General features: G+C 65.2%; 24 protein-coding genes and 1 pseudogene. 15 read left to right on the top strand and 10 right to left on the bottom strand.

Translation table 11 applies throughout. From position 1 onward, the window contains the following. Window positions 1-75: 75 nt before the first annotated feature. Together ACSFDB_RS20825 and ACSFDB_RS20820 are read left to right on the top strand one after the other, a co-directional pair. Window positions 76-489: a metal-dependent transcriptional regulator gene (locus ACSFDB_RS20825; RefSeq protein WP_440772805.1), complete on the top strand. Its 414-nt coding sequence runs from the start codon at window positions 76-78 to the stop codon at window positions 487-489. An 87-nt stretch (window positions 490-576) separates the two neighbouring features. Beyond that, window positions 577-744 (top strand): hypothetical protein, encoded by a 168-nt coding sequence (locus ACSFDB_RS20820; protein WP_440772804.1) that lies wholly within the window; start codon window positions 577-579, stop codon window positions 742-744. Window positions 745-855: 111 nt separating this feature from the next. Here the strand turns inward: ACSFDB_RS20820 and dpsA are convergent, their stop codons facing one another. Together dpsA and ACSFDB_RS20810 are read right to left on the bottom strand one after the other, a co-directional pair. Next, on the bottom strand, window positions 856-1,401 hold the full coding sequence (gene dpsA / locus ACSFDB_RS20815) for a DNA starvation/stationary phase protection protein DpsA (protein WP_440772803.1): 546 nt from the start codon (window positions 1,399-1,401) through the stop codon (window positions 856-858). Between the two features lie 191 nt (window positions 1,402-1,592). Beyond that, window positions 1,593-1,886 carry an amphi-Trp domain-containing protein gene (locus tag ACSFDB_RS20810; RefSeq protein WP_440772802.1) on the bottom strand — a complete coding sequence of 98 codons (294 nt, stop codon included), beginning with the start codon at window positions 1,884-1,886 and terminating at the stop codon, window positions 1,593-1,595. 156 nt (window positions 1,887-2,042) lie between these two features. Here ACSFDB_RS20810 and ACSFDB_RS20805 point away from each other — a divergent pair, with 156 nt between their 5' ends. Beyond that, complete coding sequence (locus tag ACSFDB_RS20805) at window positions 2,043-2,936, top strand: 1,4-dihydroxy-2-naphthoyl-CoA synthase (protein ID WP_440772801.1); 894 nt, start codon at window positions 2,043-2,045, stop codon at window positions 2,934-2,936. 105 nt (window positions 2,937-3,041) lie between these two features. On the opposite strand, the gene ACSFDB_RS20800 is transcribed toward ACSFDB_RS20805, so the two are convergent. Continuing rightward, window positions 3,042-3,215: a hypothetical protein gene (locus ACSFDB_RS20800; protein ID WP_440772800.1), complete on the bottom strand. Its 174-nt coding sequence runs from the start codon at window positions 3,213-3,215 to the stop codon at window positions 3,042-3,044. A gap of 149 nt (window positions 3,216-3,364) precedes the next feature. Here ACSFDB_RS20800 and ACSFDB_RS20795 point away from each other — a divergent pair, with 149 nt between their 5' ends. From ACSFDB_RS20795 to ACSFDB_RS20760, 8 genes are all read left to right on the top strand, one after another. Further along, on the top strand, window positions 3,365-4,627 hold the full coding sequence (locus ACSFDB_RS20795; protein WP_440772799.1) for a DUF7405 family protein: 1,263 nt from the start codon (window positions 3,365-3,367) through the stop codon (window positions 4,625-4,627). Between the two features lie 31 nt (window positions 4,628-4,658). Continuing rightward, window positions 4,659-6,017: a DUF7350 domain-containing protein gene (locus ACSFDB_RS20790; RefSeq protein ID WP_440772798.1), complete on the top strand. Its 1,359-nt coding sequence runs from the start codon at window positions 4,659-4,661 to the stop codon at window positions 6,015-6,017. Then, window positions 6,014-6,721 carry a hypothetical protein gene (locus tag ACSFDB_RS20785; protein WP_440772797.1) on the top strand — a complete coding sequence of 236 codons (708 nt, stop codon included), beginning with the start codon at window positions 6,014-6,016 and terminating at the stop codon, window positions 6,719-6,721. The genes ACSFDB_RS20790 and ACSFDB_RS20785 overlap by 4 nt, the downstream gene beginning before the upstream one ends. A gap of 130 nt (window positions 6,722-6,851) precedes the next feature. Next, window positions 6,852-7,793, top strand: a complete 942-nt coding sequence (locus ACSFDB_RS20780; RefSeq protein WP_440772796.1) for a 1,4-dihydroxy-2-naphthoate polyprenyltransferase — start codon at window positions 6,852-6,854, stop codon at window positions 7,791-7,793. Beyond that, window positions 7,790-8,884 (top strand): mandelate racemase/muconate lactonizing enzyme family protein, encoded by a 1,095-nt coding sequence (locus ACSFDB_RS20775; protein WP_440772795.1) that lies wholly within the window; start codon window positions 7,790-7,792, stop codon window positions 8,882-8,884. Before ACSFDB_RS20780 ends, ACSFDB_RS20775 begins: the two co-directional genes overlap by 4 nt. After that, window positions 8,881-10,467 (top strand): class I adenylate-forming enzyme family protein, encoded by a 1,587-nt coding sequence (locus ACSFDB_RS20770; RefSeq protein WP_440772829.1) that lies wholly within the window; start codon window positions 8,881-8,883, stop codon window positions 10,465-10,467. Before ACSFDB_RS20775 ends, ACSFDB_RS20770 begins: the two co-directional genes overlap by 4 nt. A gap of 91 nt (window positions 10,468-10,558) precedes the next feature. Continuing rightward, entirely contained in the window at window positions 10,559-11,356 is a 798-nt protein-coding gene (locus ACSFDB_RS20765) for an NRDE family protein (RefSeq protein ID WP_440772794.1), read from the top strand. A gap of 72 nt (window positions 11,357-11,428) precedes the next feature. Beyond that, entirely contained in the window at window positions 11,429-11,779 is a 351-nt protein-coding gene (locus ACSFDB_RS20760) for a helix-turn-helix transcriptional regulator (RefSeq protein ID WP_440772793.1), read from the top strand. A 569-nt stretch (window positions 11,780-12,348) separates the two neighbouring features. On the opposite strand, the gene ACSFDB_RS20750 is transcribed toward ACSFDB_RS20760, so the two are convergent. The 3 genes from ACSFDB_RS20750 to gatC all read right to left on the bottom strand — a co-directional run bounded on the left by ACSFDB_RS20750 (window position 12,349) and on the right by gatC (window position 14,410). Beyond that, a complete protein-coding gene (locus ACSFDB_RS20750; protein WP_440772791.1) occupies window positions 12,349-12,762 on the bottom strand; it encodes a DUF8048 family protein in 414 nt (137 codons plus the stop codon). Between the two features lie 95 nt (window positions 12,763-12,857). Continuing rightward, window positions 12,858-14,132 carry an Asp-tRNA(Asn)/Glu-tRNA(Gln) amidotransferase subunit GatA gene (gene gatA / locus ACSFDB_RS20745; RefSeq protein WP_440772790.1) on the bottom strand — a complete coding sequence of 425 codons (1,275 nt, stop codon included), beginning with the start codon at window positions 14,130-14,132 and terminating at the stop codon, window positions 12,858-12,860. A 2-nt stretch (window positions 14,133-14,134) separates the two neighbouring features. Beyond that, a complete protein-coding gene (gatC, locus tag ACSFDB_RS20740) occupies window positions 14,135-14,410 on the bottom strand; it encodes an Asp-tRNA(Asn)/Glu-tRNA(Gln) amidotransferase subunit GatC (protein WP_440772789.1) in 276 nt (91 codons plus the stop codon). A 262-nt stretch (window positions 14,411-14,672) separates the two neighbouring features. Here gatC and ACSFDB_RS20735 point away from each other — a divergent pair, with 262 nt between their 5' ends. Together ACSFDB_RS20735 and ACSFDB_RS20730 are read left to right on the top strand one after the other, a co-directional pair. Continuing rightward, window positions 14,673-15,650, top strand: a complete 978-nt coding sequence (locus tag ACSFDB_RS20735; RefSeq protein ID WP_440772788.1) for a transcription initiation factor IIB — start codon at window positions 14,673-14,675, stop codon at window positions 15,648-15,650. 141 nt (window positions 15,651-15,791) lie between these two features. Continuing rightward, the gene (locus tag ACSFDB_RS20730) at window positions 15,792-15,917 is read left to right on the top strand and encodes a hypothetical protein (protein WP_281245264.1); all 126 of its coding nucleotides are present in this window, start codon (window positions 15,792-15,794) and stop codon (window positions 15,915-15,917) included. Window positions 15,918-15,996: 79 nt separating this feature from the next. Here ACSFDB_RS20730 and nirK read toward each other — a convergent pair whose 3' ends face one another. Then, window positions 15,997-17,076, bottom strand: a complete 1,080-nt coding sequence (gene nirK, locus ACSFDB_RS20725; RefSeq protein WP_440772787.1) for a copper-containing nitrite reductase — start codon at window positions 17,074-17,076, stop codon at window positions 15,997-15,999. Between the two features lie 286 nt (window positions 17,077-17,362). Between nirK and ACSFDB_RS20720 the strand changes: the two genes are divergently transcribed. Then, window positions 17,363-18,280, top strand: coding sequence for an alpha/beta fold hydrolase (locus ACSFDB_RS20720; protein WP_440772786.1), 918 nt, complete (start codon window positions 17,363-17,365; stop codon window positions 18,278-18,280). An 11-nt stretch (window positions 18,281-18,291) separates the two neighbouring features. Here the strand turns inward: ACSFDB_RS20720 and ACSFDB_RS20715 are convergent, their stop codons facing one another. The 3 genes from ACSFDB_RS20715 to ACSFDB_RS20705 all read right to left on the bottom strand — a co-directional run bounded on the left by ACSFDB_RS20715 (window position 18,292) and on the right by ACSFDB_RS20705 (window position 19,236). After that, complete coding sequence (locus ACSFDB_RS20715; RefSeq protein ID WP_440772785.1) at window positions 18,292-18,555, bottom strand: DUF2249 domain-containing protein; 264 nt, start codon at window positions 18,553-18,555, stop codon at window positions 18,292-18,294. Window positions 18,556-18,666: 111 nt separating this feature from the next. Then, window positions 18,667-18,900 carry a DUF2249 domain-containing protein gene (locus tag ACSFDB_RS20710; RefSeq protein ID WP_440772784.1) on the bottom strand — a complete coding sequence of 78 codons (234 nt, stop codon included), beginning with the start codon at window positions 18,898-18,900 and terminating at the stop codon, window positions 18,667-18,669. A gap of 105 nt (window positions 18,901-19,005) precedes the next feature. Then, window positions 19,006-19,236, bottom strand: a complete 231-nt coding sequence (locus ACSFDB_RS20705; protein ID WP_440772783.1) for a DUF2249 domain-containing protein — start codon at window positions 19,234-19,236, stop codon at window positions 19,006-19,008. 134 nt (window positions 19,237-19,370) lie between these two features. Between ACSFDB_RS20705 and ACSFDB_RS20700 the strand changes: the two are divergent. Beyond that, window positions 19,371-19,709, top strand: a pseudogene (locus ACSFDB_RS20700) (helix-turn-helix domain-containing protein); the annotation flags it as partial.

Here is a 19,709-nt window from a genome sequence, read left to right as displayed (position 1 = left end):
GCGGTGAGGAACGCTCGCGTCTACACGTCGGGTGTCGGATGCGCGGGAGATCATCCGGAGCCGATCCAGTGACAGATGACCGGTGGCCCCCAGTACCTCCTCGTGGTCTTTCTCGTCGAACGACGGGACGGCCCACCGGTTTCGTCCGGCGCCGTCGCGGATGCTGTCGGTCGGTCGCCCGCAGCGACGACGGAGATGCTCCAACGACTCGAAACGAGGGGGCTCGTGACCTACGAGCCGTACGACGGAGCGACGCTCACCGACGAGGGACGAGACGCCGCTGCAGAGCTGTACGGGGCCTACGATACACTTTCGCGGTTCTTTCGCGACGTGCTCGAACTCGAGGAGTACGAGCGCGAGGCGATGGAACTCGCGGGAGCGGTCAGTCCGACGGTCATCGACCGCCTCGAGTCGACGCTTCTCACCGTCGGCGAATCGTCCGGAGAGACACAGGCGTCGCTTCCGTCCGCCTTCTTGGACTCCCGGTAACGACTCGCGTGCACCCCGGTCCACCCGGTACCGTCGGTCCGAGCCAAACCAGACGGTTTTTGTTTTAGGCCAACCTAAATAACCGCAATGGCAACCGGCACTCGCTCGGATGACGACCGTGACTCCGAACCGGCTCCGAACCACGGACCCGAGATCGCAGTCTGTAAAAGCGGCCCCGACACGCTGGTGTTCATCGAATCCGGGAACACCGAGGGATGGATCTCGAGCAGCCGTATCGTGGACGTCACTCGGTGAGTTCTGACTCCAGCAGACTTCTCCGGCGAAAAATCGATACCTAAGCTGGAACGCTCGAGGCGAATCGACGGGACACCACTCGAGGCCCGGACTCCGTCCGAGGCGTCCGCGTTACTTCGTCGCGGACTCGAGGACGAGGGTGTCGTCTTCGAGATAGTGTTCGATGTGGTGGGTGTGTTCTTCGATGGTTTCGAGTTGTTTGCGGAGCATCTGTCCGGTCGCGTAGTCGCCGAGGCCCTCCGCGAGTTCGATGTGCTGGCGGTAGCTCTCGATGATGTCGCCCATCATCTCGAGGTCGTTGGCGAGCGAGGTCCGGACGTCGTAGACGTCTTCGTCTTCGGGTTCGACCGTCGCGTTGGCCGCGAGGGTTGTCATACTGGCGTGTGGGACGCCACCGAGCGCCTGCAGTCGTTCGGCGAGTTCGTCGGCCGCGTCTTCGACGTCCTCGTAGACCTCCTGGAGGAAGACGTGGATCTCGAGGAACTCCGCACCTTCGACGTTCCAGTGGTGCTTGTGGAGCTGGTGGTAGAGGACGTACGCGTCGGCGAGGTCGGTGTTGAGCGCGTCGACGATCTGTGCTGCTTTCTCGGTGTCGAGTCGAAGGGCGTTCGCTTCGACGGTATCCGCGGGCTGTCGAGTGGTCTTTTGCGTGTTCATCACAGTACAGAGTCGGTTCTCCCTCCTCTTATAACTTTTCAATCTACGAACAATTTTTCGTACTGCCTAAACCATCTCTCACACGCAGTGGAACGGCGACCGGCGAGGGAAAGACTGTCGTCACTCTCGAAGCGAGACGGCTACCGACGCACAACGGGCCGACCGTCGCTGCGGCGCGGGTCCAGTGTCGCCTACTCGATCCGGGGCCCCGTCTCGTCGGTCCGACCGGGAAGCTCGAGTTCGATCTCGAGCTCCGGCTCGTCCATCCCGTCAAAGTCGATCTCGAGTGCGACCGGGTCGCCGAACGCGAACGGGAGCACCCACTCGTCGTCGCCGATCGTGAGTTCCTCCCCGTCGCGGAGCTGTTCGCCGAGCGCGATGAGGAACTCGCCGGCGTCGCTCGCGTCGAGGCGGTACTCCCGTTCGAAGTTTCGTCCGGCGCGGATCGTCGTCCGCTCGTCGGTGTCGGAGTCGTCAGTTGGCATCGTTCGAGAGACAGGTCACCGACGGATATGTCGTTCACGGTGGTTCCGTCTCGACGGTCGACTCTCGAGACCCCGTATCGTTCGTCCGTCGACGGTTTCGACTCCTCGAGCCCACGACGCGAACCTATTTCACGTGCTGCCAACCAAACACGAGCAATGGTTTCGGAACTCTTCGACGCGGAACAGTGGGAGCCGGTCGCGGACCTGAACGACGAGTTCGAGGACATCACCTACCACCGCGCGGTCGACGCCGGCACGGTTCGGATCGCCTTCGATCGACCCGCGGTGCGCAACGCGTTCCGGCCGGGGACGGTCGACGAACTGTACGACGCACTCGATCACGCCAAGCGCCAGACCAACGTCGGCTGTATCCTGCTGACCGGCAACGGCCCGTCGCCGAAAGACGGCGGCTGGGCGTTCTGTTCCGGCGGGGACCAGACGATTCGTGGAGAGGACGGCTACGAGTACGAGGGAGATGAGGAACGGGCATCGGAGCAGGGTCGGCTGCACATTCTCGAGGTCCAGCGACTCATTCGACACATTCCGAAAGTCGTCGTCTGCGTCGTCCCCGGCTGGGCCGTCGGCGGCGGCCACTCGTTGCACGTCGTCTGCGATCTGACCCTCGCGAGCGCGGAACACGCGAAGTTCCTCCAAACCGATCCCGACGTAGCCAGCTACGACGCCGGCTTCGGCTCGGCCTACCTCGCCAAACAGATCGGCCAGAAGAAGGCTCGAGAGGTGTTCTTCCTCGGCAAAACCTACTCGGCCGAGGAGGCCGCAGAGATGGGGATGGTCAACGAGGCGGTTCCGCACGAGGAACTCGAGGAGACGGCTCTCGAGTGGGGCGAGCGCATCAATGCGAAGAGCCCGACGGCGATGCGGATGCTCAAGTACGCGTTCAACATGACCGACGACGGGATGGTCGGCCAGCAGGTGTTCGCCGGCGAGGCGACGCGACTGGGCTATATGACCGACGAGGGGAAGGAAGGGCGAGACGCGTTCGTCGAGGGCCGCGATCCCGACTTCGACGACTACCCGTGGCACTACTAACTCTGGGAGCGCATTGAGCGGACGGGGTTCGGTATCACAGTATTCTCGAGGGCGGAGGATCACCGGACTCCACCGCGGTGACGAGTACCGACGGATCGCTCCGTTTCACTCGAAGCTCGGGTTTTTGGCCACGTCGTACACGACGTACAGCGGGAGGGCGATAACGAGTACGTAGAGCGGCAGCCACGCAAACCAGAAGGCGTCGCCGCCTTCGGACGTTAACACCCAGGTCATCAGCGTGTACGCGATTATCGCGAGGAACAGTTCAGTTCGATTCACGTCTTGATATATACATATCAATTAACGATATACTTTTCGATGGAAATGCGTTCGTCACCGACGGACATCCCCCAAATCGCCCTTACAGATTCCGGTAGCGTCGGCGGGAAGAGTAACGCTTTGGGTCTTCCAGCACCGACACGCAGCCAGTGACACTCCCCGAACGGTCCGCGCTGTCCCGTCGGGACTACCTCCGGACGCTGGTCGCCGTCGGCGGCGCGAGCGCGCTCGCCGCCTGTACCTCCGAGAGCAACGATATCGACGTGCCATCGGGTACGAACGATCCTGACTCGCTTTCCGAGCGACAGCACGCCTGGAACGACGCTCTCACGCGGGACGACGACGGCAACGTCCGGCCGCCGGAACACCACGTCCTCGTTGCGCTTTCGCTGGTCGACGAGCCGACCGACGAGGCTCGAGAGCGCGTCGAAGCCGCCCTGCAGGAACTCGAGCGCGCCTACGAGTGGAGCAACGAGGGGCTGCTCTTCACGCTCGGCTACACGCCGGCGTACTTCGACCGATTCGACGGCTCGTTACCCGACGAGGTCGACCTCCCGGAGCCGGAGTCGGTCATCGGACGTGTCGACTCGTTCGACGAGTTTGATGCGCTCTTCCACCTCGCGAGCGATCACTCGCGGGTCGTTCTCGAGGCCGAGGAGGGACTGTTCGGCGATTCGGACGAGTTCAACGGGCGCGAGATCGAGACCGATCTGACGGGCGTCTTCGAGCGCGTCGACGACCACCGCCGAACCGGCTTCGTCGGCCCGGGACTTCCCGCGGAACATACCGACGTCTCGGGGGTTCCCGACTCCGTGCCGGAGGACGCCCCGTTCTTCATGGGCTTTCGGTCCGGCTTCGCGGAGAGCCAGGCCACCGAGGACCGGGTAACGATCGAGGACGGCCCGTTCGCGGGTGCGACGACCCAGCACGTCGAGTCGATGACCATCCAGCTTCGGACCTGGCTCGAGCAGGACAGCCACTACCAGCGGGTCGCGAAGATGTTCAGCCCGGAGCACGCAGACGAGGACCTGACCGGCGATGTCGGCGAGGCGTTGGGAGCCTCGAGCGGGCTGACCGACGAGCGGATCGAGGCGACCGAGTCCGACGCTCGCGGTGGCGTCGTCGGCCACGCCCAGAAGGCCGCTCGAGCGAGGGAAGACGGGGACCCGCTGTTGCTCAGACGGGACTTCAACACCGTCGACGGCGACACGCCAGGACTCCACTTTCTCTCGCTGCAGGCGGGCATCGACGAGTTCGTCCGCGTTCGCGAGGCGATGGAGGGCGACGACCTCGGCGCGCCGAACGCGAACAACGGAATTCGGAGCTACATCTTTCCGAATCAGCGCGGCAACTATCTGGTCCCACCCCGGTCGCTGCGAGCGCTTCCGCCGGCAGCACCGGATGGAGCGTGACGATCGGACAACCGAGCCCACGAAAATACCAATGCACGAACGCGACATCGACCGACGGACGTTCGTTCGATCGTCGGGAGCGACAGCCGGGGCGCTCGCGCTGGCGGGCTGTGCGGGATTCGGCGGCGACAACTCCGACGAAAACGGAGCCGGCGATTCGACCGGCGACGAACCTAACGACGAACTGCCGGCGCCGGCATTTCCGGAAGTCGAGGACCCGCCGGATGCGGTCTACCTCCCGACGCACAGGGAGTCGATGCGAGTCCTCGAGCCGGTCACGGCCGGCGACTACACCCTCGCGCCGATGCTGTCCTACCCGCACCCGTTCTGGCTCGTGACCGGCAGCGGCGGCGAGGACGAAGTGCAGCGCGTCGACCCCGAGCAGAGCGGCGGCGTCCACCTGATGTTCGTCGTCTGGGACGACGAGACGGACGTCATCCTCCCCGTCGACACCGGTGCCGAGATCGCGGTCTCGCTGGACGGCGAGCAGGTCGGCTCGCCCCAATCAGCGTGGCCGATGATCTCACAGGAGATGGGCTTTCACTTCGGCGACAACGTCCCGCTCGAGGAGGAGGGTACCTACGCGGTCGACGTCGAGATACCGTCGCTTTCGGTCCGAACGACCGGCGACCTCGAGGGGCGATTCACCGAATCGGCGACCGCGACGTTCGAGTTCGAGTACGACCGGGAGTTCATGCTCGAGGTGACCGACGGCGTCGAGTACCTCGACGAGGCGGAGTGGGGCGAACCCGGCGCGCTCGAGCCGATGACCCACGGGGAGCACGCGGACGACGACCACAATGGAGACGACGACGGCGATCACGACCACGATGGGGACGGCCACGATCACGGTGACGGCGAACACGACAACGATCACGATCACGGAGACCACGACCACCACGCCGAGATCCCCTACTCCGCGCTTCCGCCGGCGACAGCGTATCCGGGGACCCAGCTCGAGCCGGTCGACGAATCCGATGAGCCCGCCGAGCGCGAGGGAGACGACCCCGAAGCGGACGACCTTCCGCGAAGCGGCGACGCAGCGTTCGTCGCGACGCTCCTCGAGTCCGACTCTCGCCTGACCGACGGCGACGACCGCTACCTGCTCGTCTCGCCGCGAACGCCGTACAATCGGGTCCCGCTCGCGGATATGTCCATGCGCGCGACGGTCGATCGCGAGGGCGAGACGGTTACTGACGATGCGATGCTCGAGCAGACGATCGACGGCGAGTACGATCTGCACTACGGGACGTCGCTCGTCGACGTCCAGCCCGGCGATTCGGTGACGATCGCGATCGAGTCGCCGCCGCAGGTGGCTCGCCATCAGGGGTACGAGACGTCGTTTTTCGAGATGCCGCCGATCGAGTTGCGAGTTCCGGAGCGCCAATGACCGGATCACCGACGCCACGCCGGACGGCCGCGCTCGCGGTGATCGTCGCGTGCGCGCTCGTCGGCGTCCTACTCGCGCCGGTGGTCGTCACCGCCGGCGACAACGCGACGACGTTCCAGTTCGATCCGCACGAACTCGAGGCGGAGCCGGGTGAGACCGTGACGATCGATCTCGTGGTGAGCACGCACGGCGGCTACGGCGGCGAAGGGATCGACGAACTCTCGATCGACCTCGAGTACGATTCCGCGGCGGTGACCATCACCGAGGTCGAGCACGGCCCGATGCTGGCGGCCGGAAACGACGGCGCTGACCCGAACGGCTCGGCCAACGATGACGACGCGACTAACGGCGGAGGTTCGGCCGCCGTCGACGGCTCGGTCGAGATCGACGACGAGCGCGGAACGGTGACGATCGAACAGCAGCGCGAGCCCTCGGATGACGGCGCCGTCGGGACGGATACGGCAGCGACCATCACGCTCGAGGTCGCCGAAGACGCGCCGTCGACGACCACGATCGAGATCGACGAGGCTACGGCGACCCTCGTCACCGGCTACCCGCAGGCGTCGCTCGAGCGAGACGCGACCATCACGATCGGTGACGGCGGCGAATCGGACGCCGACGGAGACGACGCGATTCCCGGGTTCACGGCGCTACTGGCTGTGGCCGTGACCGCCGTGACGCTGTTCTACTTCGGGCGTCGATAGCCCGTACTGCCCTCGAGCGGCGGAGTTCCGGCGGAACCGACCGTCGGTTCGGACGTGGAAACCGCGACCGCGACGAGTCGGCCGGCTGCAATGCCAACGTTGACACTCCCGCGAGTCGGACTCTCGAGCAATGAGTACGGCGGAGGTCGACATCTCACGGACGAAGGCGTGGCTGATGGCCGCACGCCCCCAGACCTTGCCCGCGGCGGCGGCGCCGATAATCGTCGCCACGGGACTCGCGATCCACGAGGGCGTGTTCGCCCTGTTGCCGGCGGTGATGGCGTTCGTCGGGGCGGCGCTGATCCAGGTCGGCACCAACTTTGCGAACGATTACTACGACGCGATCAAGGGCGCCGATACGGACGACCGAGAGGGCTTTACGCGGGTTACGCAGGCGGGAATAATCGAACCCGAACAGGTGAAATTGGCGACGATCGTCACGTTCGCGCTGGCGATCGTCACCGGGACGTATCTCGTCTACATCGGCGGCGTCCCGATCCTCGTCGTCGGACTGGTGAGCGTCTTCTGTGGCTGGGCCTACACCGGCGGTCCCTACCCGCTCGGCTACCACGGTCTCGGCGACCTGTTCGTCTTCGTCTTCTTCGGTGTCGTCGCCGTGATGGGCACGTTCTACGTGCAGGCTGCGGCGACGCTCGCGGAACCGCTCGCCGTGGGAATCCCGGACGGAACGGTGACGCGCGAGGCGTTCCTCGCGAGTCTTCCAGTCGCCGGGATTTCGACGGCGATTCTGGTGGTGAACAACGTTCGGGATCTCGAGACCGACGCGGCGACGGGCAAGCGGACGCTCGCGGTTCGACTCGGCTACCGATGGAGTCGCGTCCAATACGTGGCCCTGCTCGGACTCGCCTACGTCACGCCCGTCTGGCTCTGGCTCGGCGAGGGCTTCGGCCCCGGCGTGTTGCTCCCGCTGGTCACACTGCCCTACGCGGCCGTGATCGCCCGAACCGTCTGTACGCGAACCGACGGCGAGGCGCTCAATCCGGCGCTCGAGGGCACCGGCAAACTGCTGGCGATCTACGCGGCCCTGTTCGCCGCGGGGGTGGTGCTGTGAGCAACGACTGCGATTACGCTCGAGACCTCGAACTCGAGTACCGGCCGTTCTCGCTGTCGCTCTCCAGCCCGCTCGAGACGGCCGACGGAACGGTCGAAACTCGGGACGGCTTTCTCGTTCGCATTCTAGACACGATGCCCGACGACGGCGATCCAGTGGTCGGCTACGGCGAGGCGACGCCGCTTCCCGGTTGGACGGAGTCCCACGCGGATTGCGAGGCCGCCCTCGAACGGGCCAGCGAGGCGATTCGAACCACTCCGGACGCCGCGCTCGAGGCGGTCGAAGACCAGGTCGCGGCTCGACACGCCATCACGCTCGCGCTCACGGATCTACAAGCGACCCGTGAGTCGACCCCGCTGTACCAGTACATCGGCAAGGGGCCGATGGTCGGCCGGGTGCCGGTGAACGCGACGATCGGCGACGGCACGCCGACCGAAACCGCGAGCGAGGCGGCCGCCGCCGTCAGCCGGGGGTTCGACTGTTGTAAACTGAAAGTCGGCCGCAGGGACCTCGAGACCGATATCGAACGCGTGAGGCGGACCCGCGAGGCCGTCGGTCCGGACGTCGAACTGCGGGTCGACGCGAACGAGGCCTGGACCTACGACGAGGCGACGACCGCCCTCGAGGCGTTCACCGACCTCGACGTATCGATCCTCGAGCAACCGCTGCCGGCGGGGGCGCTCGAGGGCCACGCCGATCTTCGGAGACAGGCGGGCGACGACGGCGTTGCGATCGCGCTGGACGAAGGACTGCTCGAGCACGGCGTCGACGCGATCTGCGACGCGGAGGCGGCCGACGTCCTCGTGCTCAAGCCGATGGCGCTCGGTGGCGTCGACGTCGCCCGGAAAGTCGCGGCCTGGGTTGGAATGCTCGAGGTCACCCCCATCGTGACGACGACGATCGACGCGGTCGTCGCGAGGACCGGTGCAGTTCACCTCGCGGCGTCGATTCCGGACGTGCCGGCCTGTGGCGTGGCTACGGCGGAGCTGCTAGCAGAGGATCTGGGACGGGATCCGGTGCTCCTCGAGAAGGGCTCGGCCGTCGTCCCGCAGGCGAAGGGGCTCGGCGTCGAGGGGGTGTGGCAGGAGTGACGGGCACCCCGGTCGAGTGGCCGACGCGGGATCTACTGTCCCACCGCGCCTCGACGACGCCGGACGCGACGGCCGTAATCGACGCCGATGCGGACGAGTCGTGGACGTTCGGGGAGTTCGATCGACGGGTTGACGGCGTCGCGAATCGGCTCGAGACGCTTTTATCGGGTTCCGAGAGTACTGCAGCCGATACCGAGCGACGACTCGGGGTTCTGATGGAGACGCGAGTCGCGTTCGCCGAGGTCTACCTCGCCGCGATGCGTCGCGGGGTGACGGTCGTCCCGCTGAACGTCCGCGAGACGGTCACCGAACTCGAGTCGAAAGCGAGCCGAACCGATCTCGACGCGATCGTCTGCGAGTCAGGGACGGAAGAGTTGGCGCTCGAGGTCGCGGACTGCGCGATTGCTTCCGTCGACGAACCCGGACCCGAACGCGACGGCGTTACCTCGCTCTCCTCGCTTCAGTCGACGGCCGAAGCGAACGGGATACCAGTTCCGCTCGAGCGCGACCGAACCCACCTGCTCATGTTCACGTCGGGGACCTCGGGCACCCCGAAGGGCGTTCGGTTGACGGTCGGGAACCTCGTAGCCAGCGCGACCGCGTCGGCGTTCCGCCTCGGCGTCACGCCGGACGATCGGTGGCTGTGCTGTCTGCCGATGTACCACATGGGCGGGCTGGCCCCGGTGGTCCGCTCGATGCTCTACGGCACACCCGTCGTGATCCAGCGGGAGTTCGATCCCGAGCGAACCGCTCGCGTGATCGAGGAGTACGATATCACGGGCGTCTCGCTCGTCCCCACGATGTGCAAACGGCTGCTCGACGCCGGCTGGAATCCGGCGGACTCGTTGCGATTCGTTCTGCTCGGCGGCGCGCCCGCCTCGAGTGAGTTTCTCGAGCGCTGTCGGGCCGCCGACGTGCCAGTTTACCCGACCTACGGGATGACCGAGACGGCCTCCCAGATCGCGACGGCGACGCCTGCGGAGACGAGCGCTCACGAAGGAACGGTTGGACAGCCCCTCGTCTGTACGGACGTGACGGTCGTCGACGACGCTGGCGAACGGGTTCCGGCCGGCGAGACCGGCGAACTTGTCGTCTCCGGGCCGACGGTGACGCCGGGCTACCTCTCGGACGAGGAGACCGAGGGGGCGTTCGGCGAGCACGGGTTGCACACCGGCGATATCGGTTACAAAGACGCGAACGGACGGCTGTGGGTACTCAACCGGCGCAGCGACCGCATCGTCACCGGTGGTGAGAACGTCGATCCCGGCGCGGTGCTCGAAGCGTTGCGCTCGTCTCCGCGAGTCGAGGATGCCGCGGTCGTCGGCCTCGAGGACCCCGAGTGGGGCGAACGCGTGGCTGCGCTCGTCGTGCCCGCCGACGGCGGCGGTGAGTCGGCCGACCCGAGGACGATCGACCTCGAGTCGCTGCTCGCCCACTGCGAAACGCGTCTCGCCGGGTTCAAACGACCGAAGACGATCGGGGTCGCTGCCTCGCTCCCGCGGACGGCGTCGGGGACGGTCGATCGAGAGGCGGTCCGGGACCGGTTGCTCGAGTCTGGGACGGACGTCTCGGAGCTGTCCTGATCGGCTAGCGGCGACTGTATCCACGGTCGTGTTTAGTTTGTAGCAGCGTGCCAGAACCGGAGTTAAGACGCTCGCGCTGCTACTGGAGAGCGTGTGTACACTCACCCTCGCCTGGCAGGTCTTCGAGGACGCGCCGGTCGCGGTCGCCGCGAACAGGGACGAAGCGCTCGAGCGGGAGGCCCTACCCCCCGATATCTACCGCGAGGAGCCGTCGATCGTCGCTCCGCAGGACGTCGAAGCCGGCGGCACCTGGATCGGATACAATGAACACGGGGTCTTCGTCGGTATCACGAACCGGTGGACCGACGCGGATCTCGCCGCCGAGCGATCGCGCGGGCTCCTCGTCGCCGACGTCCTCGAGGCCGAAACCGCGTTCGAGGCGGAGTCGATCGTCGAAGACGCCGTTCGAACCGACGAGTACGACGGATTCTACCTCGTGCTCGCCGACGCCTCGAGCGCCTGTTGCTACCGGTGGGACGGGACGCTCTCGTACACGGCGTTCGATCCCGGCGTCCACGTCGTGGTCAACGTCGCCGTCGACGAGACGGTCGATATCCCGGCCGTTCGCCCCGACGCGGCCCGCGAGCAGGCCGCCAACGCTCGAGCGGTCCGCGAGGCGCTGTCGTCTCCGAACGACGAGTCGGCCGCGGACTGGCTCGAGCGCGCCGCTGGGGTGCTCGGCGATCACGAGTACGGCGTCTGCGTTCACGGGAACGGGTACGGCACGCGGTCCTCGTCGCTGATCGCGATCGGCGCTGGCCCGACGCGGCACGCGTTCGCTTCGGGCCCACCCTGTCGAACGCCGTTCGAACCGGTCGTCCTCGAGGCCGCCGGCAGCGCGGAGACTGTCGGCATCGACGGCGACCGCGACGTCGAAGGGCACATTTAAGCGCCTCGATCCATCTCATACGTACATGGACGCACTCCAGTCACGAGCGGCGAGCACGGAGAGGTGGTCACCGTGAGCGTTTCCGCGATCGAAGCCGAACTCTCCGAGGACGAGCGCGCCGGCCTCGAACTCGTCCGCGAAACCGGGGGGATCCACCAGAGCGACTTCTGGAAGGAACTGGATGTCTCTTCGCGCAAGGGCAGTCGAATCGTCGAATCGCTCGTCGAGAAGGAACTGGTCGACCGCGAGGAAACGGTTTACGCCGGACACAACACCTACCATATCTCACCGACCGCTCGAGACCTCGATTTCACGCTCCTGATGGCCGGCGACATGTTGTCGCCCTTTATCGGCGAGGAAGAGGTCGACCCCAACAGCGACGCCTTCTCGCAGTGGATCATGAACCTCGCGTACGAGGAGTAGGTCGGTACTCGGTTTCTCGACCGTCATTCGGGTCTCGAATCACCCAGTTTCTCGAGTGCCTCTCCCACGATAGTTGTCGGTGGATCCGACGGCTGCAATTTCTGTTTCCGTGAAATAGCTGCACACTCGAGAGGCTAATGAAACAGCTGAGTGAAGCGAATTTGCTACTAACATCAACTCTCGAAGGGTAAATGTTACTTCAAAGCCGCTTCTATTGAGTACAGAGATGTCCGACCAGTACGAATACAAGATAATCTCGGCATCGACAACGTGGACAGGACGCATGGAAGAAGAAGAAACAGAACGCCGACTCAATCAACTCTCCCAAGCCGGATGGGAACTCGATCAGACATCATTCGACTGGTGGTCATTGTCTCCAAGATTTGTTCTCAGACGACTACACAGAGACTAGTGCCACTTCAGTCGTGAATCGCTAGATTCTCTTCTGCTGTGCCTCTGGTTCGACTGTCGCGGTGCCGGCAGGTGGTACGTGAGTGCCCTGTACTGAACGGGACGAAGGCCCTCCCAATCGCTCCCAGTGAATTTCAACAGAGCCGGAAGACAGCCCGCTAGTCGTACGGATCGAATCGTTCGATGAGGACGAACGGATCACGCTCGCGGTTGTAGTAGGAGACGTCGCCGTCGATCGCCTCGATGAGACGGCGGTGGACCTCGCGTGCCGCTCGGCCCTCGTCAGGTTCCAGGTGGTGACGACCGCGCATGTCCGTCCAGAATCCGCCGTCGAGCCAGAGCAACGTCTCGTCGTTGGACTGGTAGACGACCTCGCCCTTCTCCGTCAGGCCGTCGATCGCGAGCTGGCGGCCGGAAAGCTGGGCCCGTGCGAGCACGGCGACGAGCTGGCGACGAGAGACCGGCGCGTGGAGCGCGACGTCGTCGATGGATTCGCCGAAATATTCCTCGACGAGATCACACGCTCGAGAGAACTCGTCGAATTCGACCTCGTGTTCTTGGGTAATCTTCATTGGACGATCACCGAGCGACCGGTTCGGTATGCGTACTGTTAGCAAAAATAGTATAAAAGTCTATCTTTCAATTCACCGAGTGAGCCGCGCTCGAGTCAGCCCAGCGCACTTGCGGCCCGAATCAGGCGCTCCTCGCCGAAGGCCGGACCGACGAGCTGGAGGCCGACGGGGAGCCCGTCGGTTTCGCCGGCCGGCACCGAAATCGCGGGCAGATCGGCGAGGTTTACGGGAACGGTGTTCGCGTCGGCCAGGTACATCTGGAGCGGGTCGTCGAGGCTCTCGCCCAGTTCGAACGGCGGGACGGGCATCGTCGGGGACGCGAGGACGTCGGCCTCTGAAAGCGCCTCGTCGAAGTCCTGTTTGACCCAGGCCCGTGCGTCCTGGGCTTTCTTGTAGTACTTGTCGTGGTAGCCCGCCGAGAGGGCGTACGTCCCGAGCAGGATGCGGCGTTTGACCTCGTCGCCGAACCCTTCCTTGCGGGTCTGGGCGAAGCGCTCGTTCCAGTTGCCCTCGGCGTCGCTCGAGTGCCCGTAGCGAACGCCGTCGAACCGCGCGAGGTTCGAGGAGGCTTCGGACATCGCGATCACGTAGTAGGCTTCGACGGCGTGTTCGACCGAGGGCAGCGAGACCTCGTGGGACTCCGCGCCGCGGTCCTCGAGGTCCGCGATGGCGTCCCAGAACGTCTCGACGACGCCCTCGTCGGCACCCTCGAGCAGTTCCGTCGGAACGCCGATGGAGAGCCCGTCGACGTCGCCGGTGGCGGCGTCGGCGTAGCTCGCGTCGTCCTCGATGGGTACCTCGCGTGTGGTCGCGTCCCGCTCGTCCTGTCCCGCAATCACGTCGAGCAGCGCGGCGGCGTCCTCGACGGTCTCGCCGAAGGGGCCGATCTGCTCGAGACTGTTGCCGTAGGCGACCAGTCCGTACCGCGAGACCAGTCCGTAGGTGGGTTTGATGCCGACGACGCCGCAGAACGCGGCGGGGCAACGGATCGAGCCGCCCGTGTCGGTGCCGAGTGCGACGTCGGCCTCGCCCGCGGCGACGGCGGCGGCCGAACCCCCGGAGGAGCCGCCGGGGACGTGGCCGGGTGCGGCGGGGTTTTCGGTCGAGCCGAAGTGGGAGGTCTCGGTCGTCGACCCCATCCCGAACTCGTCCATGTTCGCCTTGCCGACGATGGTCGCGCCCGCCTCTTTCAGGCGACTCACGACCGTCGCGTCGTACGGCGGCACGTACTCGGCGAGCATCTTCGATCCGCAGGTCGTCTGGATGCCCTCGGTCGAGATGTTGTCCTTGACGGCGACGGTCGTGCCAGTGAGGGGACCGTCGTCGTCGCCCTCGATCGTCTCCTCGGTGATGAAGATATCGTCGCTCATGATCAGGAAACGTTCGGCCCCTTGAAGTAGCCGTCCTCGGTCTCGGATGCGTTCTCGAGTGCCGCCTCGCGGTCGAGGGAGTCGTGCTCCTCGTCCGGTCGCATCACGTTCGTCAGGTCGGCCTCGCGGTCGACCTCGGGCACCTCGTCCAGCGTCTCGAAGTACTCGAGAATGTCCGCGAACTGTCGCGTGAACTGGTCGACCTCGTCGTCCGCGAGGTCGACGCGAGCCAGCTCCGCGACGTGGCGGACCTCCTCGGCACTGACGGCGTCGCTCATGGGTGGACGCACTGGCCAGCGGGGAGTAAGGGTTTCGATACGCACACCGTTCGGTCTCGATACACCGAACCCATCCGTAGCCCACAATACGGGCACGCCGCCGGCGACCCGCTGTCAAAAACGACAGACACGTTCGACAGTCTCACACGATACTCTAGCATTCATCTCACGATACGATCGAAGAATTTAAGCGTCGGCGGTTCATCCGTATACGTCACGATAGCACGTTTTCCAGCGAGCGTTGTGATCGATTTCCAACACAATGTCAGACACCACCATCCAAACACGGAGCGGTGAGCGACGTCAGCAGGAGTCCGAAGAGTCATCAGAACGATCAGTCGAGCGAGAGGAGTGTCCCGAATGCGACGGACGCCTCATTTCCGACACCGAGCACGCGGAGACGGTCTGTGAGGACTGCGGGCTCGTCGTCGACGAAGGCGAGATCGACCGCGGTCCAGAGTGGCGCGCCTTCGACGCCGGCGAGAAGGACGAAAAGTCCCGCGTCGGCGCGCCCACGACGAACATGATGCACGACCAGGGGCTGTCGACCAACATCGGCTGGCAGGACAAAGACGCCTACGGTCGGTCGCTCTCGAGTCGCCAGCGCCAGAAGATGCAGCGATTGCGTACCTGGAACGAGCGCTTCCGCACCCGCGACTCCAAGGAGCGCAACCTCAAGCAGGCCCTCGGCGAGATCGACCGGATGGCCAGCGCGCTCGGCCTGCCCGAGAACGTCCGCGAGACCGCCAGCGTAATCTATCGGCGTGCCCTCGAGGAGGATCTCCTCCCCGGCCGTTCGATCGAGGGCGTCGCGACCGCGTCGCTGTACGCCTCTGCACGGCAGGCCGGCACCCCGCGCAGCCTCGACGAGATCTCTGCCGTCTCCCGCGTCGAGAAGGACGAAGTGGCACGGACCTACCGCTACGTCGTTCGGGAACTCGGTCTCGAGGTCAAGCCGGCCGATCCCGAACAGTACGTGCCGCGCTTTGCGAGCGATCTCGATCTCTCGGACGAGACCGAGCGACGCGCGCGGAGCCTCCTCTCGACGGCCAAGGAACAAGGGCTCCACAGCGGCAAGTCGCCGGTCGGTCTCGCGGCCGCCGCCGTCTACGCCGCCGCGCTCCTGACCAACGAAAAGGTTACCCAGAACGACGTCAGCGAGGTCGCGAGCATCTCCGAAGTCACGATCCGCAATCGGTACCACGAGTTGCTCGAGGCCGAAGAGGGCGCGCCGGCCTGATCGATCCGCGCGTCAGCACGTTCTCAGCGCAGATTCCCACGCTCGTCAATAGTCGGTTGACACGAGTTATTCCGCCACTAACCGTTTTGCATCGATTATAGTCTGTTCATAGTGAATATCACGTATCGATGTAGTTCGGGTATGAGCTGTGACAACTGTCCATCGGAGCAGGTCGCCTACACCCTGACGACTCACGTGTCGGATAGCCCCGGCGAGCAGATCGATCTGCACTTCTGTTCGAACGAGTGTCTGCGCGTCTGGACGTGACCGAGTCTGCAACTAGGTGCAATCGGCGCCCATCAGTCGATCAGAACTGAAAAAGAACGAGAGTCGGTCGGGTCGACTCTCACAGATCGTCGTCGTAGATCTCGGGGTTCGGCTCGCCCTGGACGTCGATGACGCCGATCATTCCCCGCTGGGTCACTCGAGAGAGGGCGTGGTCGACGATCTTGATCGGGCCGGGAACGTGGAGTTCCATCTCGCCCGCGGTGACGGTCCCGGGTGCGACCGGCGACGTTTCGACGTTCCTGCCGGGCTCGCTCAGGAGGTCGCCGTCGCGGTAGTAGCGGCTCCAGACGTTGCCGATGGGGTGGAGCGCGCTGGTGAGATTCGGTCCGCCGTTGGCGAAGTACACCCGAACCGTTTCACCGACCTCCGCGGTGACCGGACCGTGGCCGTCTTCGGTGATCGCGCCGACCTCCCCGTTGAGGAGGACGTAGGTCGGATCCTCGTCGGCGGCCGCATCGAAGTCGAACTCGTGGTGTCCGTCCTCGCCGGTGTCACCTGTGGTGTAGAGTTCGTGCTGGCCGAAGTAGAACTCCCGGTCGACTTCGGGAAGTCCGTCTTCGGGTTCGACGAGGATCGCGCCGAACATACCCAGGCTGATGTGTTGGTCCATCGCCGGGACGGCACAGTGGTAGATGTGGACGCCGGGGTAGATCGCCTTGAAGCGGATGCTGGCAGTGTCGTCCCCGGGTCCGAGCGAGGTCGCGACGGCGCCGCCTCCAGGGCCGTAGACCGCGTGGGAGTCGACGTTGTGCATCGCGGCGTTGTGCTCGCCGGGCACCTTGAAGGTGAGTTCGACCGTGTCACCCTCGCGAACGCGGTACATCGGCCCCGGGATCTGGCCTTCGTAGGTCATGAAGTCGACCGTGACGCCGGGTTCGACTTCCGCCGTGACCTCGATACTCTCGAGTGTGATCTCGTGCGTTCGCGGTTCGTCCCAGTCGACGGGGGGCGGAACGTCGGTCGGGTCGGCTGCGATGCGGTCGATGTCGACGGCCTTCGCCGCCTCGAGTCCGGTTTCGTCGGCCGCCGCTGGGTCCGGGTCGTTCTCGGCGAGACAACCGGCCAGTGCTACCGCACCGGTTGCGCCGAGTGCTTGGAGTACTGTTCGTCGGGTCGAGATTGCGGTAGTGGTTGTCATTGGCCTTCTCCTCGGTTATCGGTAGGCGACCTCGCCATACACCCGTAGCGATGATTCTCTCCCCGTAATAATTGGGCAGACATGTTCGGCCCCAGAAGGTCGTCTTCGTCAGACCGGACCAGTCTCGGAACGGAGCGAGTGCGAGCGGTTCCAACTCACGAGCCGTCGTATCGACGCTCGAGAGCGACCGAATCGATTAGGTCCGTTCGTCTCCCAACGGATTTGAGACGGCTTTCGATCTGTTCGTTCCCCAACGGATTTGACGCGGCCCGTAGACGGTTCGTGTATGACCGCGATGATGAGAGAGCGCCTCGAGGCCGCCGGGGAACTACCCTCGTCGCTCGAGGCGGAATCGACCGTTCGAACCGTCAACGGGATCGAGTTACACGTCGTCGCGGCCGGCGACGAGGCGGACCCGCTGGTCGTCTTGCTGCACGGCTTTCCGGAGTTCTGGTACGGCTGGCGACACCAGATCGAACCGCTCGTCGACGCCGGCTATCGCGTGCTCGTCCCCGACCAGCGGGGCTACAACCTGAGCGAGAAGCCCGAGGGCGTGCGTCCGTACCGCACCAGGGAGTGTTCCCGGGACATCGTCGAGTTGATCGCGAGCGAGGGTCGCGACAGCGCTCGCGTCGTCGGCCACGACTGGGGCGGCGCGGTGGCCTGGGACCTCGCGCTCCGACACCCCGGGGTCCTCGACCGACTCGCGATCGTCAACGCGCCCCACCCGGTCGTCTACCGCTACCACCTGCTCTCGAATCCGGAGCAGCTTCGCCGGAGCTGGTACGCGATGGCGTATCAGGTGCCGCGGCTCCCCGAGTTCGCCTCCCGCATCGGAAACTTCGCGCTGCTCGAGCGAGCGCTCACTGAGATGGCCGCACCGGGTACCTTTACCGACGACGATCTCGACCGATACCGGCGCGCCTGGCGGCAGGACGGAGCGCTCACGGCGATGCACAACTGGTACCGGGCGGCCGCCCGATACCCGCCCGCGTTTCCCCGAGAACGAGTCGACGTTCCGACGCTGATCGTCTGGGGCACGGACGACGTCGCGCTGACGACCGAACTGGCGATCGACGCCGACCAGTACTGCGACCGCAGTCGGCTCGAACTCCTCTCCGAGACGAGCCACTGGGTTCAGCACGAACGGCCGGAGCTGCTGACCGAACTGCTGCTCGAGTCGTTCGGGGACAGTTCTGAGTAGCTCCCCGAGAATCACTCCGTCCAGATAACCGTCACGACCTCGTCCTCGCGCTCGACGGTTTCGAACGCGTAGCCGCGGTCCTCGAGTTTCGGGTAGAGAAACTGCGGGACCCGATCGTTGCGCTGGACGAGGACGGTCTCGTCGGGACTGTCGGCGAGCGTCTCGAGGGTCTTCGCGAGCGGTTCGGGCGGGCCGAGCGAGCGTACGTCGAGGACCTCCCGCGGTCGGTCGGTCGGCGCATCGGTCCGCTCGACGACGGCGTCGTAGGTCTGCATACGTGACGGTTCGGGACGGCGCTACCTCGGTTTCGTCCCGTACATGTTCGGTCGCACAGAAGAAGTGGAAAGCAGGGGTGTGAGTGGTGTGTCGTGCCGGCCCGGTTACCGTCAGGCGGTTACCTTCGGGAATCGGGCGACGAACTCTTCGGGGGCGACGCGTTCGACCTCGTAGCCGTCGGCGTCGAACGCGTCGACCTCGGCCTGGAACTCGTAGAACAACGGCTTGGGCTCGTGGTCGTTGACGATGGTCAGCGTCTCGCCGGGCTCGAGGTCGTCGAACGCCTCGTGGATTTTCGGGTGGCGGTTCACCGGTGGGATCTCCCGGACGTCGAGTCGTGTCATGCAACTGGTTCTGGGGAGCGCGGCCGCAAGGATATTCGTCCGAACGTGTTCGCTCCCTGGGTCCCCGACCGGGAGACCACTCACGTGCGGGCCACCCTGACGACGTTAGGCGTGCTCGATGCGGACGTGCCAAACGTCGTCGTGCCGTTCGCTCTCGTGGATGAACCCGCGGGCCTCGAGCACTTCGTACAGCGGCTTCGGTTCGAACGGCGCGATCAGTCGCAGTCGCTCGTCGGCCGCAAGCGACTCGAGGGCGGCCACGATGTCGTCGAACGGCGGGCCGTCGATCTCGCGGACGTCGAGCGTCGTCTCGGTAGCGGTGTGTTCGGGTGCCATGTGTCGACGAACGGTGCGAACGAGGGTGGACGTTCGGGCGAACGTGTTCGAACGTCTGGCATTCCCACGGGTTGGGAACGGTCGCGAATATATTCGACGGCACGGGTATATAGTGACGAACGGAACACGTTCCTATGGCTCAGGCGACACTCACAATCACGATGCCCGAACAGGTCTGGATTCAACAGCTCTCGACGGCGTATCCGGCGGCGAGCTTTCGAGTGCTGGCCGCGGTCCCCGGCGCCGAGACCGGCTTCGCCCTCGTCCGGATCGCCGGCCCGGAGGTCGCCGATATCGTCGAGGAGATGCGCGACCACCCCCAAATTACCGAACTCTCGCTCGCTCAGTGGAGCGAGAACGAGGTGACCGTTCACTTCGAAACGACTGCCCCGCTGTTGCTTTTCTCGTCGCGAGACTCCGGAATGCCGATCGAACTCCCGGTCGAGATCGTCGACGGCGAGGCGACGGTCGAG

The organism is Natronorubrum amylolyticum, from assembly GCF_052040145.1.
GTDB lineage: Archaea > Halobacteriota > Halobacteria > Halobacteriales > Natrialbaceae > Natronorubrum.
Note: the sequence above shows the minus strand (reverse complement) of the source record. Positions and strands in the feature narration are given on the sequence as shown.

Coding starts and splice junctions, on each gene's coding strand:
- ACSFDB_RS20825 (WP_440772805.1), top strand. CDS start 76: ATGACCGGTGGCCCCCAGTACCTCCTCGTGGTCTTTCTCGTCGAACGA.
- ACSFDB_RS20820 (WP_440772804.1), top strand. CDS start 577: ATGGCAACCGGCACTCGCTCGGATGACGACCGTGACTCCGAACCGGCT.
- dpsA (WP_440772803.1), bottom strand. CDS start 1,401: ATGAACACGCAAAAGACCACTCGACAGCCCGCGGATACCGTCGAAGCG.
- ACSFDB_RS20810 (WP_440772802.1), bottom strand. CDS start 1,886: ATGCCAACTGACGACTCCGACACCGACGAGCGGACGACGATCCGCGCC.
- ACSFDB_RS20805 (WP_440772801.1), top strand. CDS start 2,043: ATGGTTTCGGAACTCTTCGACGCGGAACAGTGGGAGCCGGTCGCGGAC.
- ACSFDB_RS20790 (WP_440772798.1), top strand. CDS start 4,659: ATGCACGAACGCGACATCGACCGACGGACGTTCGTTCGATCGTCGGGA.
- ACSFDB_RS20785 (WP_440772797.1), top strand. CDS start 6,014: ATGACCGGATCACCGACGCCACGCCGGACGGCCGCGCTCGCGGTGATC.
- ACSFDB_RS20780 (WP_440772796.1), top strand. CDS start 6,852: ATGAGTACGGCGGAGGTCGACATCTCACGGACGAAGGCGTGGCTGATG.
- ACSFDB_RS20750 (WP_440772791.1), bottom strand. CDS start 12,762: ATGAAGATTACCCAAGAACACGAGGTCGAATTCGACGAGTTCTCTCGA.
- gatA (WP_440772790.1), bottom strand. CDS start 14,132: ATGAGCGACGATATCTTCATCACCGAGGAGACGATCGAGGGCGACGAC.
- gatC (WP_440772789.1), bottom strand. CDS start 14,410: ATGAGCGACGCCGTCAGTGCCGAGGAGGTCCGCCACGTCGCGGAGCTG.
- ACSFDB_RS20735 (WP_440772788.1), top strand. CDS start 14,673: ATGTCAGACACCACCATCCAAACACGGAGCGGTGAGCGACGTCAGCAG.
- ACSFDB_RS20730 (WP_281245264.1), top strand. CDS start 15,792: ATGAGCTGTGACAACTGTCCATCGGAGCAGGTCGCCTACACCCTGACG.
- nirK (WP_440772787.1), bottom strand. CDS start 17,076: ATGACAACCACTACCGCAATCTCGACCCGACGAACAGTACTCCAAGCA.
- ACSFDB_RS20720 (WP_440772786.1), top strand. CDS start 17,363: ATGACCGCGATGATGAGAGAGCGCCTCGAGGCCGCCGGGGAACTACCC.
- ACSFDB_RS20715 (WP_440772785.1), bottom strand. CDS start 18,555: ATGCAGACCTACGACGCCGTCGTCGAGCGGACCGATGCGCCGACCGAC.
- ACSFDB_RS20710 (WP_440772784.1), bottom strand. CDS start 18,900: ATGACACGACTCGACGTCCGGGAGATCCCACCGGTGAACCGCCACCCG.
- ACSFDB_RS20705 (WP_440772783.1), bottom strand. CDS start 19,236: ATGGCACCCGAACACACCGCTACCGAGACGACGCTCGACGTCCGCGAG.